The 14,059-nt window shown below is 39.4% G+C and carries 11 protein-coding genes and 1 pseudogene; 7 read left to right on the top strand and 5 right to left on the bottom strand.

Translation table 11 applies throughout. From position 1 onward, the window contains the following. Window positions 1-211 precede the first annotated feature (211 nt). Window positions 212-3,115: a valine--tRNA ligase gene (locus tag J500_RS11390; RefSeq protein ID WP_034699691.1), complete on the top strand. Its 2,904-nt coding sequence runs from the start codon at window positions 212-214 to the stop codon at window positions 3,113-3,115. 318 nt (window positions 3,116-3,433) lie between these two features. On the opposite strand, the gene J500_RS11385 is transcribed toward J500_RS11390, so the two are convergent. Together J500_RS11385 and J500_RS17625 are read right to left on the bottom strand one after the other, a co-directional pair. Further along, window positions 3,434-3,922, bottom strand: a complete 489-nt coding sequence (locus J500_RS11385; protein WP_228130680.1) for a hypothetical protein — start codon at window positions 3,920-3,922, stop codon at window positions 3,434-3,436. A 138-nt stretch (window positions 3,923-4,060) separates the two neighbouring features. Beyond that, window positions 4,061-4,291 (bottom strand): annotated as a pseudogene (locus J500_RS17625) (hypothetical protein); the annotation flags it as partial. A 232-nt stretch (window positions 4,292-4,523) separates the two neighbouring features. On the opposite strand from J500_RS17625, the gene J500_RS11375 reads away from it, so the two are divergent. Both J500_RS11375 and J500_RS11370 read left to right on the top strand, forming a co-directional pair. Next, on the top strand, window positions 4,524-5,711 hold the full coding sequence (locus J500_RS11375) for an ammonium transporter (protein ID WP_034699686.1): 1,188 nt from the start codon (window positions 4,524-4,526) through the stop codon (window positions 5,709-5,711). Window positions 5,712-5,862: 151 nt separating this feature from the next. Further along, the gene (locus J500_RS11370) at window positions 5,863-6,666 is read left to right on the top strand and encodes a serine/threonine protein kinase (protein ID WP_034699683.1); all 804 of its coding nucleotides are present in this window, start codon (window positions 5,863-5,865) and stop codon (window positions 6,664-6,666) included. Between the two features lie 106 nt (window positions 6,667-6,772). Here J500_RS11370 and J500_RS11365 read toward each other — a convergent pair whose 3' ends face one another. From J500_RS11365 to J500_RS11355, 3 genes are all read right to left on the bottom strand, one after another. Continuing rightward, window positions 6,773-8,092, bottom strand: coding sequence for an ATP-binding protein (locus tag J500_RS11365; RefSeq protein WP_026039880.1), 1,320 nt, complete (start codon window positions 8,090-8,092; stop codon window positions 6,773-6,775). Between the two features lie 21 nt (window positions 8,093-8,113). Next, window positions 8,114-8,788 (bottom strand): DNA-binding response regulator PmrA, encoded by a 675-nt coding sequence (locus tag J500_RS11360; RefSeq protein WP_034699679.1) that lies wholly within the window; start codon window positions 8,786-8,788, stop codon window positions 8,114-8,116. A 693-nt stretch (window positions 8,789-9,481) separates the two neighbouring features. Beyond that, window positions 9,482-10,717 (bottom strand): MFS transporter, encoded by a 1,236-nt coding sequence (locus tag J500_RS11355; RefSeq protein WP_034699675.1) that lies wholly within the window; start codon window positions 10,715-10,717, stop codon window positions 9,482-9,484. Window positions 10,718-10,825: 108 nt separating this feature from the next. On the opposite strand from J500_RS11355, the gene J500_RS11350 reads away from it, so the two are divergent. The 4 genes from J500_RS11350 (at window position 10,826) to J500_RS11335 (ending at window position 14,036) form a co-directional block, all read left to right on the top strand. Continuing rightward, window positions 10,826-11,449, top strand: coding sequence for a 1-acyl-sn-glycerol-3-phosphate acyltransferase (locus J500_RS11350; RefSeq protein ID WP_034699740.1), 624 nt, complete (start codon window positions 10,826-10,828; stop codon window positions 11,447-11,449). Between the two features lie 67 nt (window positions 11,450-11,516). Beyond that, window positions 11,517-12,434 (top strand): patatin-like phospholipase family protein, encoded by a 918-nt coding sequence (locus J500_RS11345; protein WP_034699672.1) that lies wholly within the window; start codon window positions 11,517-11,519, stop codon window positions 12,432-12,434. 265 nt (window positions 12,435-12,699) lie between these two features. After that, window positions 12,700-13,167, top strand: coding sequence for an NfeD family protein (locus J500_RS11340; protein WP_034699668.1), 468 nt, complete (start codon window positions 12,700-12,702; stop codon window positions 13,165-13,167). 11 nt (window positions 13,168-13,178) lie between these two features. Next, a complete protein-coding gene (locus J500_RS11335; protein ID WP_034699665.1) occupies window positions 13,179-14,036 on the top strand; it encodes an SPFH domain-containing protein in 858 nt (285 codons plus the stop codon). Window positions 14,037-14,059 lie beyond the last annotated feature (23 nt).

The following is a 14,059-nucleotide window of genomic DNA, read 5'->3' as shown; positions in this document are numbered from 1 at the left end:
TTTGTTTTTATAGACCAGTGAAACATTGATCTGATGTAAATTTAACAAGTTTCGATTAAAACATAAACTTTTTTACTGACTCTACAGATTACTTTTGCACCAAAATAGATAACAATTTTTTAGCCCAATCCAATCTGATCGTAACACGCCATTTTCATTGTTTTTTTGCTACAATAGATGCAATTTTTTATACACTTTTGACTTTTAAATTATGTCTGACGCAAACGCTCCATCTGCTCAAAACATTGCGACCACTTACGATCCGACTGAGATTGAAAAAAAATGGTATCAAACTTGGGAACAACAAGGTTACTTTAAGCCATCTGGTCATGGTGAATCATTCTGTATCATGATTCCACCGCCGAATGTCACGGGTAGCTTGCATATGGGACATGGTTTTAATAATACCATTATGGACGCTTTGACCCGTTATAACCGTATGATGGGAAAAAATACCTTATGGCAACCGGGAACGGATCATGCAGGTATCGCTACGCAAATGGTGGTTGAGCGTCAATTGGCCGCGCAGAATGTCAGTCGTCATGACTTGGGGCGTGAGCAATTCATCGACAAAGTCTGGGAATGGAAAGAACAATCTGGCGGCACCATTACCAAACAAATTCGTCGTTTGGGTTCTTCGGTTGACTGGTCGCGTGAACGTTTTACCATGGACGAAGGTTTATCTAATGCCGTTAAAGAAGTCTTTGTTCAACTGCATGAACAAGGTCTGATCTATCGTGGCAAACGCTTGGTCAACTGGGATCCAAAACTCCAAACTGCCCTATCTGACCTTGAAGTTGAATCAGTTGAAGAAAAAGGCTCTTTGTGGCATTTCAAATATTTCTTTGAAGATAAATCTCTTAAAACCCAAGATGGCAATAACTATCTCGTCGTTGCAACCACACGTCCTGAAACCTTATTAGGTGATAGTGCAGTTGCGGTACATCCTGAAGATGAACGTTATCAACATCTGATTGGCAAAAATATCGTATTGCCGATTACTGGCCGTTTAGTGCCGATTGTTGCGGATGAGTATGTCGAAAAAGACTTTGGTACAGGCTGCGTCAAAATTACCCCTGCGCATGACTTTAATGACTATGACCTAGGCAAACGTCATGACTTGCCAATTATCAATATTTTTAATAAAAATGCCGAAATTCTGGCTGATTTTGAATTTATTGCAAAAGCAGGCGAACAGATTTCAGCGACGATTGCGGCACCGACAGACTATATCGGTCTGGAGCGTTTTGCTGCACGTAAAAAATTGGTTGCACAGGCAGAAGCAGAAGGCTGGTTGGATCAAATTCAACCGTATGACTTAAAAGCACCTCGTGGCGACCGTTCAGGTGTCATTGTTGAGCCATTATTAACTGATCAATGGTATGTGAAAATTGCACCGCTTGCCAAACCTGCGATTGAAGCGGTTCAAGATGGACGCATCAAGTTTGTTCCAGAGCAATATACCAATATGTATATGGCATGGATGAACAACATTCAGGACTGGTGTATTTCACGTCAATTGTGGTGGGGTCATCGTATTCCTGCATGGTACGACGTTGATGGCAACATCTATGTCGGTCGTAACGAAGAAGAAGTCCGTGCCAAACATAATATTGCTGACAATGTGACTTTACAGCAGGACGAAGATGTTTTGGATACTTGGTTCTCATCGGGTCTTTGGACATTCTCCACCTTAGGCTGGACTGGTGATGCTGCCAAAGATAAAGAAAACTATTTCTTAAACACTTTCCACCCAACTGATGTGTTGGTGACTGGTTTTGACATTATCTTCTTCTGGGTGGCACGCATGATCATGCTGACTATGCACTTTATGAAGAATGAAGATGGTACTGCACAAGTACCGTTCAAAACTGTGTACGTACATGGTTTGGTTCGTGATGGCGAAGGTCAAAAAATGTCAAAATCTAAAGGGAATGTACTTGATCCTTTAGATTTGATTGACGGGATTGACTTGGAAAGTCTGGTGGCGAAACGTACTTTTGGTTTAATGAATCCAAAACAAGCTGAAAAGATTGAAAAATCAACGCGTAAAGAGTTTCCCGAAGGGATTAATGCTTACGGTACAGATGCGGTACGTTTTACTTTCTGTGCACTTGCCAATACTGGCCGTGACATTAAGTTTGATTTAAAACGTGTCGAAGGCTATCGTAATTTCTGTAATAAAATCTGGAATGCCACTCGTTTTGTCTTGATGAATGTAGAAGGTCAAACCGTGGCTCAGGAAGCTCGCCCAGAGCTTTGGGAACTTCCAGAACAATGGATCATCAGCCGTCTGCAAAAAGCAGAACAAGCCGTTCATCAAGCATTTGCAACTTATCGTTTGGACCTTGCTGCACAAACCATTTATGACTTTATTTGGAATGAATATTGCGACTGGTATGTTGAACTGACCAAACCCGTCCTGAATGATGCAGAAGTATCTTCCGAGCGTAAAGCAGAAGTTCGTCGCGTACTACTTGCGGTGATGGAAGCATCTTTACGTTTGGCGCATCCACTCATGCCATACCTGACCGAAGAAATCTGGCAAACGCTTGCGCCGATGATTGGTAAAGGTGGCGACACCATTATGACGGCGCAATACCCTGTACCTGAAGCTGCAAAAATCAATGATCAAGCCGAAGCTGATATGCAATGGCTTCAAGGCTTGATTGGTGCCGTACGTAATATCCGTGGTGAAATGGGCTTGGGTAATGCGCGTTTGTTGCCAGTGTTGCTTCAAAACATCTCAGATGCCGAACGTACTCAGATTGAGCGTATTGAGCCGCTCTTTAAAGCGTTGGCAAAAGTTGAAAGCATTGAATTTTTGACCAAAGATCAGGAACCACCGCTTTCTTCTTCGAGTGTAATTGGTCATGCGTCTGTCTTTGTTCCAATGAAAGGTTTGATTGATCCGAAAGCTGAACTGGGTCGTTTGCAGAAGGATTTGGATAAAGTTCAAAAGCAACATGACCAGATTGCCAATAAACTGGGCAATGAAGGTTTTGTGGCAAAAGCTCCTGCTGCTGTAGTTGAAGGTGAAAAAGCCAAGTTGGCTGAATGTGCGGATCAGTTAAGTAAGATTAAAGCAAGTATGGAGCAGATTGCTGCGCTTTAAAATACTTATTCTCAACATAAAAAATACCCATCCTAATTTTATTTAAGATGGGTATTTTTATGTCATTCAATAAACAAGCTCAAATTAAAATATCATCTAGATAAATTTATGAAGTATCAATTTACATATAACCAATCCATAAGTTCGTTATCTTTTCTACATTAGCTCTCAATTAATTTGGGCTAAGTCCACTTAAAAATATTAAAACATGCATAATCTTCATATTTTATGGTTGTAAATCATTAACAATCGTCATTACAGCTTTTTCGATATCCTCGATTTCATTCTGTGGAGTACCAGTACTAGATAAATCACGAGCTATTTTTTAAAATTTCCTATCATTCCACCTTTAGATGCTATTTGTTGTTTACGTTGAAACGTTTGAACGACTTCTCCGTTATAAGTAACTTTCACATTGTAAGTAAAAACAGTATCCGCATAGCCACCAACAAGTTTATCTCCACCTATAAACTTTAACCCTTCTCCCATAAATACTCGTTTATGAATTAAGCCTATATCTACTAGTGCAAACCCTGTCGATACATTAGTTATATTCTTATGCTGACGTTCTAGTTGCTTATTTAGCTCATCTACGTATGTTTGCTGAATGTTGTCTTTTGTGAGAAAACCTTCCTTTTGCACACTGCTCTCTAACCGAATATTTACGTCATTCAATTTATATTGTTTAGGGTGCATATTGGTGAAGGCAATAATATTTTGTGATTTTTTATCAATATTAGGTGGATTAGATGCACAACCAACCATACCCAAGACTACTGGTAAAATCACCATTAAAAATTTTTTCATATTTTAATTTCACATAAAGATTAATATAAGCATTAACAAAGACTAAGTCTTTGAACGCATCAAAATTCTATCTGCTTTTCAAATTAAATTACATGCATATTTAAAACTGAAATAACAGGATATTTAAACTATGTCTTTTCAAAGTAAAAGCGTTAAATAAATTTGATTACAGATACTTATCAATATCATCCCCAAACAAATCACCAAACACAACGTCATTGCAGCACACAAAGTCTGTAAACTAATCACCGCAGCCATTAGTTGGCTATCTGCTTTTAAAACTTTAGTTAAAATATAAACTGTCGATGTAGTCGGTAAAGCAAAGAAGTTCATTACAATCTGGATTTCAAGATGCGATAACCCAAACCACAGAGACTTCGTTTACTCATCACTACAAGCACCATATTTGCCCAATATGCACCACAATTATTGAAAAAATGATGAATCACATCCAAACTGGTGCGTTTTTTGCTTAAAGTTTCAAATTATCAAAGCATAATGACTTTGGTTCCTATTTTTTAGATTTACTAAACCATTTTGGTGCATTAACTTTAAAAGTTATGTATTAAAACTGGTTTATAGCACCTATTTTGAGCAAACTATGCAAAATGTAGATCTCTTTTTCTTATTGCTTGGAGCAGTACTCGTCTTAGCCATGCATGCTGGTTTTGCATTTTTAGAGCTAGGTACAGTTCGCCATAAAAATCAGGTCAACGCCCTCAGTAAAATTTTAACCGATTTTTCTATTTCAGCAATTGCCTATTTTTTTATCGGTTATTACATCTCCTATGGGCTGCATTTTTTTCACATGGGCACAACGCTTTCAGCAGAACATGGTTATAACCTGATGCGTTGTTTCTTCTTACTGACGTTTGCCGCAGCCATTCCTGCCATTATTTCAGGTGGTATAGCCGAACGAGCCAAGATGCGACCACAAGCGATTGCCACCTTTTTATTGGTTGCTCTGGTTTATCCATTTTTTGAAGGTATTGCATGGAATGGAAATCTTGGTTTACAGAATTGGTTACAAACACATTTTGGTGCGCCATTTCATGACTTTGCAGGTTCAGTTGTGGTACATGCCATGGGTGGCTGGATTGCACTTGCCGCCGTAATTTTATTGGGTGCGCGTCATGGTCGTTATAAAAATGATGGTCGTGTCAGCGCGCATCCACCCTCTTCAATTCCTTTTCTGGCCTTAGGTTCATGGATTTTGATTGTTGGCTGGTTCGGCTTTAATGTCATGAGCGCCCAGCGCGTCGATGCAATTTCTGGCTTGGTGGCAATCAACTCATTGATGGCAATGGTTGGCGGTACATTGAGCGCAAACTTAGTCGGAAAGAATGATCCAGGTTTTTTACATAATGGGCCTTTGGCTGGACTTGTTGCAATTTGTGCAGGCTCAGATGTCATGCACCCTTTTGGGGCATTGCTGATTGGGTTAATTGCGGGTGTGATTTTCGTTAAGTTATTTACTTATACCCAAAACAAACTGAAAATTGATGACGTTCTAGGTGTTTGGCCTTTGCATGGCGTTTGTGGGGTTTTTGGTGGTCTTGCTGTAGGAATATTTGGACAACAATGGCTAGGTGGATTAGGTCATGTTTCTTTTATATCACAGTTAATTGGAAGTGCTTTGGCTGTCAGTATTGCTTTACTGGGTGGTTTCATTATCTATGGTGTTTTGAAAATGACGATGGGCATTCGATTATCACAGGAAGAGGAATTTCAGGGCGCAGATCTTTCTATTCATAAAATTTCTGCGAACTCAGAAGAAGGCATGTTTTAGATCAATTTTTTGATTACCTTTTATATTACCTTAGCGGCTCCATTGAGCCGTTTTTTATACATAATCATTTAAATTTACACAACAAATCCCATCGTGACAGCACGTATCAATCCGCCTAGAATAAAAAATAGATGATGATAGGATTATATTGATGGGGAATTTTGCAGACTTCTTGAACGCGTCTATTGATCAACAAAATGAATCGATACAGTCTTATGAGTTCAACGATCGTAAAGTTTGGTTAAAGAAAGCATCTGAGCGTCATGCACTTTGGTTATACACTCCTTTGAGATGGTTTGCTCGCTTGCTTCAACTAGATGCACTGATTCCAGTTCCTAATCGTGGTGGCAAAGAAGCCATTCAATGTGAATATCAACGCCTTACTGCTCTGAAAAAGTTAGGTATCAAAACGCCACAGGTTTTGGCTGTTTCACATGAAGGTATTTTAATTGAAGATGCAGGCTCCAGTGAGCACGAAGTCGTACAACTAGATCATGCCTTAGCCAGAGCTATCAGCTCTGAACAACGCATTCAACTCTATACCGATGCAATTTTGGCAATTCAATCTATACATGCAAAAGGCAGCTATTTGAGTGAAGCATTTGTCCGTAATATTTTAGTCGATGAGGATCATCAGTTTACCTTTATAGATTTTGAGACAGATCCGGGAGAACTTTTAAGTTTAAATCAATGTCAGGTACGTGATTGGTTATGCTTTATTTTTTCATCGTCATATCGACTTGAACTCACGGAACTTGATCAAGCAAGTGCTATTTTTTATCATGCTTTAAATAACAATAAAAAGGTCTATCGTGACATTTGCAATGTTGGTCATAAATTGCAGTGGATCTTGAGTTTTAAACCTGAAAAATTAGGCAACGACGGCAAACGTATCCAAAAAAGTATGTTGTTTTTAAAGAAACTAGAACGCCAAGACCCATTACCGATGATTTAAAACACAGTTGATCCAATTGCTTTGGCTCTGATCAATGCTTTAGTCTCTTGGCATTTTTAAAATCTTTTTAATATTTGGACTTTTAATAGGCTAGCTCTTAAATATCTTAACTTTTTAAGATCTTGGGTAAGCAGACTAAAACACTGAGTCCACCCAATTCTGTACTTTGGGAAAGAATCAGTTGACCACCTAAGCGCTGTGTTGCTTTATCCACAATGGATAACCCCAAACCACTGCCCACTTCCAGATGATGATGTACTCGATAAAAACGTTTTAACACCTGATCATAATATTGAGGATCAATCCCCGCACCACTGTCTTCAATTTGCACACAGGCACAGCTATTCTCATCTTCATAGACGGAAATATTAATCACTCCTGCTACAGGAGTGTACTTAATCGCATTATCAATCAGGTTAAAAATAATGGAATGTACTGTGGGCTCAATACTCACCATTTCGATATCTTCATTGCGTTCAAAACCCAGATCGATTTCCTTTTCCATTGCTAAATTCATCAATTGCTCAACGCAATTTAAGGCAACATTATTAAGCTGAAAAGTACTGAATCGCTCAAGACTACTCATTGAGGCATCTTGTTTAGCCAGAGCCAACAGTTGACTGACCAAATGCTGAATTCGCGCGAGCCCTTTGCTCAGATTTTGAAAGGCAGCATGATCAGGAAACTGACTGAGTAGAATCTTGGTTTGCAAATTTAAAGCAGTAATGGGTGTCCGTAACTCGTGAGCGGCATCAGCGACAAATTGTTTCTGCTCTTGTTGAGCCGTCGAAATTCGTTCAAACAACCGATTCATTTCATGAATGGTTGGAGAAAGCTCTTCTGGATAATCTTTTTCATGAATAGGCGCTAGATCATTAGAATCACGCTGTATCAATTCGGATTTGAAGTCATCCAAGGGTTTTAAACTACGTCGAATAATACCTGCCAAACCAATTAAGGCAAAAGGCAAAATAATGACATAAGGGAGGAACATACTACCCGCAAGTTCCAACGCCATCACTTGTCTGACTTTTTCTTGCTGACTGATCTGGATTTGAAAATCTTTGGTCGGCATCACATAAGTACGCCAGATGCCATGGTCGGTTTGCTGGGTATAAAATCCAGCATACTTCACCGGAGGAACCAATAAACGGTCTGCATGACTTAAATGACTTTGATCTTTATAAGCCCAAATATCAACAAATAAATCTTCTTCACGATACACACGATCTTTTTCAAAATGACTGACGACTGCTCCATAAGGTTGAGTCGCAGCACGTTTGGCCAAATATTGCATTTGTGCATCAAGAATTTGATTACTTTCCTGCAATGCAATTTTATAAGCTGAAAATATCAGAACACAGCCGAGCAATATACTAAAAATAGACGTGTACCAGATTAAGCGTCGCTTTAAAGAGTAATGCAGGGCCATAATGGATAAAATTCCTTAACTGTGACCCAGACGATAGCCTAAACCACGAATGGTACGGATGAAATCTTTACCCAGTTTAGAACGTAAATGATGTACATAGACTTCAATGGTATTACTGGTGACTTCGCTATCAAAGTCATACAGTTTATCTTCGAGATTTGCTTTGGAGAAAATCTTGTTTGGATGCGTCATCAGTGGAATTAAAATTGCCCATTCACGATTGGAAAGTTCAACTTCCTGACCTCTGACTGTTGCAACATGCTTTTCGATATTTAAAGTCACATCACCACTTTTAAGAATTTGATCCTGACTTGTAGCCTGGGCTTCTTTTCCACTTCGACGTAATAAAGCATGAATACGAGCCAAGAGCTCATCAAACTCATAAGGCTTAATCAAATAATCATCTGCCCCTTGATTTAAACCATCAACACGATTTTCCAGTTGATCACGCGCTGAAATAATAAGTACAGGAACAGCCGTTTTTTGACGAATCTGTTTAAGCACTTGCATGCCATCCATCATCGGCAAACCGAGATCAAGCAATACCAGATCAAAACTTTGTTTTGAAAGTTGCGATAAACCATCAATTCCGTTATTTACCCATTCCACATCAAATTGATGATACTTAAGCAAAGTGAGCGTAGACTCTGCAATCATGAAGTCATCTTCAATAATCAGGATTTTAGGCATGGTATTGGCTCACAGCTAATCAGTTTATTATCAGGATTTATATCAGTATGTCATCAGGCTCAGATCTTCATAAGATGTGAAATATCTGAAGTACAATGACTGCGTATCTGAACATTAAAATGTTTATTTTCATCTGTATTTAAACAGGTTATGTTTAAAATGACTAGACCAATATAAATCCTGCACACAATTTTATATTGAATAAATAACGTCAATCATTTTCGGCTTGATGAAATTTTATTTTGACCTAATTGAATGATTTGAATAAATCATCTTGATTTGTCAAATCTACTAAAGTCTCATATAAGCTTAAAAAATGGAATTGGGCATCAACATCATATTCAGATTACATGCACTAATCTAAGAATTTAAGCTTAAAACTCTCTTAAATAAAGAAAGGCAAGCGTAATACTCAACTTTAATTAGCCTATTGATTTATTGGAATTTAAGCGACAGCCTAGTTTCTCTAGCTGCTGTTCATCTTTGTTCAGCCACTTTTCAGAATGAAATCACTTGAGTAAAGGTGCATTCTATAAGCTTTGCAAAAGGTGCAACTACCATCTGTTATAGTGAATTTATCTGTAAAGGCTCATCCATCAGTTTTAAAGTGGATTTTATGGTGACATATCGCTGAGTCATTTTTGAGTTAGTGGATATTGAATGAATTGATTTTATTTAACACTTATAAGCTAGTTAGAGCATTTTTCTCCAGCGATAGATGGGAACCAAGCAAACGATCGCAATCAATACAATCAGTGCCAAATACAGGGCATAACCCAACCAATCCCCCATAATTCCACTTAAGATATATAAACCACCGCTTACTGTTGCCATAATGGCAACCTGAAAAGTGAAATCTGTTCCTGCAAACGCTTTTCGACTATATTGCATCACCAAAGTCAGCATAACCACCAAAAGCATCGCTGATACCGCATCTTCCAGTGCATTAATCAAATACACAATAAGATTAGGAATCTGGACATTCCGCTCAAAAGCGAAGGCTAAACCTGCATATGCGAAGAGCGTTAAAATTTTGCAATAAGAAAACGCCACCAGCAAGGTTGGTCGTGTATATCGCTTAAGTAAATAACCTGCGATAACTGCTCCACATAATGCCGCCAATGCACCGAACATGGTGATATAGACACCAATCTGAGTAAAGTTCAGTCCTATATCGACCATAAGGGGTTTTAATAAAGGACCACTCAAACCATCCGCAATTTTAAAACTGATCAGTACCCACAACCAGCAACGTAACTCAGGCGACTGCGTAAAATGCTTAAAATAGTCTTTCAATGAAAATTGCGTTGGGGTTGGTTGCGATGCATGATTTATTCGGGTTTGTTCATTGTTATAAGACCAGACAGGAATGGTATTGACGAGTACCAGCAAAGCCAGACCGAGAAAAGTCATTTGCCAACTAAACCAATCCAGAGCCCAAAGCAAAACGCCTCCACCCACAATAAACCCAAGACGTGAACCAATCACCTGAAAGGTATTGCCCCAATGTTGCTGATCTGTTTTCAGTAGATTCACTGCCAATGCATCAGTGGCAATATCCTGTGTCGCACCAGTTAGATTAAGGCAAAGCAGCAATACAAAAAATAAAAATAGGGAATCTGTTTGGCTGAGTGATTCAATCGGATAAAAAGATAACGTTACTAAAATAAGCACACTAAAAATCTGAGTTGGTAAAATCCAGCTTCGATAATGTCCTAATTTAGCGCTACCAAAGCGATCGACTAAGGGTGCCCAAAGAATCTTGATTGACCACGGCAACATCAGTAAACCAAACCCACCAATATGTGCCAAAGAGACTCCCTGCGATCTTAAAATCACAGGCAAGGCATGGGTCATGAAACCAACAGGCAATCCTTGTGCCCAATACAATGAAAATAATAAGACATATAAGCGCACAGGATTGAGCATCCTTTTCCCTTTGCAAAAAAGTTGAGCAGTAAAGTCTACATTTTGCCAATGTCAGTTCAATTTCAAAAGCCTATGATCATAAAAAAGGATTTTTATAGTGATAAATATATGCCACATTTTCCAGAATTACCTGATCAAGTCCCGCATCGGGGTACACCTTTGAGCCGGGCATTATTTAAAACCCTTTTTTTAGCGCAAGGCTGGAGCATTGAAGGTGAATTTCCAAATTTAAGTAAGGCTGTTGCGATTATTGCGCCACATACCTCGAATATTGATGCATGGTATGGTTTCTTGGCGATTGGTGGACTAGGCATTAAGATTACTGTATTGGGTAAAGATAGCCTCTTTAAACCGCCCTTTAAGCCTTTTTTAAAATGGGCTGGTTTGATTCCTGTGAAACGTGATCGCATCAATGGATTAACTGCACAAGTGGTGGAGTTTATTCAACAGCAAGATCAAATTTGGGTCGGTATGGCGCCTGAAGGCACTCGAAAAAAAGCAGAAAAAATTAAAAGTGGTTTTTATCAAATCGCTTTAAAAGCACAAATCCCAATTGTCATTTTTGCTTTTGATTTCGACCATAAAATTATTCATAGCTTGGGCGTGTTTAATCCAACAGGTCACTATGAACAAGATTTGGATCAGATGATGCAGCGATTTGCAGGAAAATTCTCACCGCATAATCCAGACTGGCTCTCGCTACCTTTACAAAATCTAGTCAAAAAACGCTAGTATTCAGGTCTCAAATCTGTTGAGATGTGCGCATCTTTTTGACCATTTTTTGCTATTTTAACTGAAAATGAAAGTTGCACATTTTGCCTTGATTGGCACCCTGAGCCTTGCACTATTTGGCTGTGATAAAACCGTTAAAACTCCGACTCAAACTACTCCCCTCAAAGCCCGAGAACCTGTTATTGCCTTGGCACTTGGCGGTGGTGGTGCGAAAGGATTTGCACATATTGGGGTGATTAAAGTTTTAGAATCTCATGGGATCAAGCCTAAAATCGTGACAGGAACCAGTGCTGGAAGTTTTGTTGGCAGTATTTATGCGAGTGGTCAAACGCCTTACCAAATGCAGAGTCTTGCGCTGAAGTTACAGGAATCTGATCTGCGCGATCTTACCCTCAATCGTCAGGGCATTATTTTAGGTCAAAAATTACAGGATTATGTGAATACTCAAGTCGGAAATAAACCGATTGAAAAGTTCCCGATTCGTTTTGCCGCTGTTGCTACTCGTCTGGACAATGGTCAAAAAGCCGATTTTATTAAAGGCAATGCAGGTCAGGCCGTTCGCGCATCGTGTAGTATTCCCAATGTCTTTGTACCTGCAACGATTGGGAATGTAAAATATGTCGATGGTGGTTTAGTGAGTCCAATTCCAGTTAAAACGGCCAAAGATATGGGTGCAGATATTGTCATTGCTGTCGATATTTCTGCCCGTCCGACAGGTTCTGGCGCAGGCAATATGCTAGGTTTATTGGATCAGACCATTAATATTATGGGTCAGCAAAGTATTAGCACTGAGCTCAATCAGGCCAATGTCGTCATTCAGCCTAAAGTTGGCAATTTAGGCGTACTGGATTTGAAATCGAGCAATCAGGCCATTTTGGAAGGTGAAAAAGCGGCACAGCTCAAAATTAAACAAATTCAAGGCATCATTAATGCCTTTAAACAATCTCCTGCCGCACTCAAACCTGCACCACGTCCAAAATTTTAAAGCTTGTTCATCTTAGACTTCTTTTATCAATCCCTTTGATGTCCCGCTAAGAGAGAAAAATAAAGAGAGTCTAAAAAGCGATGAAAAAAAGCCATTCTCAAGGGTATTTGACTCTGATTTAAATACCCTACACCCCCATCAACTAGAAAGCATTTTTTTGATTTTTATATTCATTTCGCTATTTTAATATTCATCTTTGCCCAGTTCTGTTACATTGATAACTGATGATTTTTTCATCTTTCACATAAGTAATATGAGCAACGCTATGGAATTAGTTTTAGAACCCTGGCATTGGTTTGTTTTAGGTATCATTCTCATGCTTTCTGAGTTGATTTTACCTGCCTTTGCCGCCCTTTGGTTTGGTATTGCCGCCATTATGGTGGGTGTTTTATTGTGGCTTTTCCCCATCATGAGTTTAAACATACAAATTATGATGTGGATCATCTTGTCTATTCTTTGTACGATTCTATGGTTTAAATTTATTAAGCCACTTTCAATTGATAAAACCAAAGCCGGATTATCCCGCGAAGCCACCATTGGTCAAATTGGCATGGTGATTCAGGTTGGTTTAACTCATGATCAGGTCGTGGTGCGTTTTGCCTTGCCCGTATTGGGTGCTGATGAATGGAACTGCCGTAGCCTCTCACCTGTAGAGGTGGGTGATCGTGTACGTGTAGTCGATATTATGGGCAATGATCTGGTTGTTCAATTACATAAATCTCAAGAAACATAAGAGGATTTTTTATGCCAGTCGGTACGATTATTGGTTTAGCCTTTCTCATTTTTGTGGGAGTGACCATCTTTAAAGGGGTACGTATTGTTCCTCAGGGCTATAAATGGATTGTTCAGCGTCTAGGAAAATATCACGCAACACTTAGTCCTGGACTAAATTTTGTGATTCCCTATGTCGATGAAGTCGCTTATAAAGTCACGACCAAAGACATTGTCTTAGATATTCCTTCGCAGGAAGTCATTACTCGCGATAACGCGGTTTTGGTCATGAATGCCGTGGCTTATATTAATTTAACCGCGCCTGAAAAAGCGGTGTATGGTATTGAGAACTATACATGGGCAATTCAAAATCTGGTTCAAACCTCGCTACGTTCTATCGTCGGTGAGATGGATCTGGATGATGCATTATCCTCGCGTGATCATATTAAAGCTAAGCTTAAAGCTGCCATTTCAGATGATATTTCAGACTGGGGCATTACCTTAAAAACCGTTGAAATTCAGGATATTCAACCGTCAACAACAATGCAGGCGGCGATGGAAGCGCAAGCCGCAGCAGAACGTCAACGTCGTGCAACCGTCACTCGTGCAGATGGTGAAAAACAAGCGGCGATTTTAGAAGCCGATGGTCGTCTGGAAGCTTCGCGTCGTGATGCTGAAGCTCAGGTGGTCTTGGCTGAGGCTTCGCAAAAAGCCATTGAAATGGTCACTTCGGCAGTCGGTGAACAGGAAATTCCTGTGGCTTATTTGTTGGGCGAACAATATATCAAAGCCATGCAGGATTTGGCGAAATCCAATAATGCCAAAACCGTGGTACTCCCTGCCGATATTCTCAATACGATTCGTGGTGTGATGGGACGAAATCCGTCATAATCTCCAATAACACCTCAACACGT

It is taken from the genome of Acinetobacter sp. 479375, assembly GCF_000581715.1.
GTDB classification, from domain to species: domain Bacteria; phylum Pseudomonadota; class Gammaproteobacteria; order Pseudomonadales; family Moraxellaceae; genus Acinetobacter; species Acinetobacter ursingii.
This window is presented reverse-complemented; position numbering and strand designations above follow the sequence as displayed.

Coding starts and splice junctions, on each gene's coding strand:
- J500_RS11390 (WP_034699691.1), top strand. CDS start 212: ATGTCTGACGCAAACGCTCCATCTGCTCAAAACATTGCGACCACTTAC.
- J500_RS11385 (WP_228130680.1), bottom strand. CDS start 3,922: ATGAAAAAATTTTTAATGGTGATTTTACCAGTAGTCTTGGGTATGGTT.
- J500_RS11375 (WP_034699686.1), top strand. CDS start 4,524: ATGCAAAATGTAGATCTCTTTTTCTTATTGCTTGGAGCAGTACTCGTC.
- J500_RS11370 (WP_034699683.1), top strand. CDS start 5,863: ATGGGGAATTTTGCAGACTTCTTGAACGCGTCTATTGATCAACAAAAT.
- J500_RS11360 (WP_034699679.1), bottom strand. CDS start 8,788: ATGCCTAAAATCCTGATTATTGAAGATGACTTCATGATTGCAGAGTCT.
- J500_RS11355 (WP_034699675.1), bottom strand. CDS start 10,717: ATGCTCAATCCTGTGCGCTTATATGTCTTATTATTTTCATTGTATTGG.
- J500_RS11350 (WP_034699740.1), top strand. CDS start 10,826: ATGCCACATTTTCCAGAATTACCTGATCAAGTCCCGCATCGGGGTACA.
- J500_RS11345 (WP_034699672.1), top strand. CDS start 11,517: ATGAAAGTTGCACATTTTGCCTTGATTGGCACCCTGAGCCTTGCACTA.
- J500_RS11340 (WP_034699668.1), top strand. CDS start 12,700: ATGGAATTAGTTTTAGAACCCTGGCATTGGTTTGTTTTAGGTATCATT.
- J500_RS11335 (WP_034699665.1), top strand. CDS start 13,179: ATGCCAGTCGGTACGATTATTGGTTTAGCCTTTCTCATTTTTGTGGGA.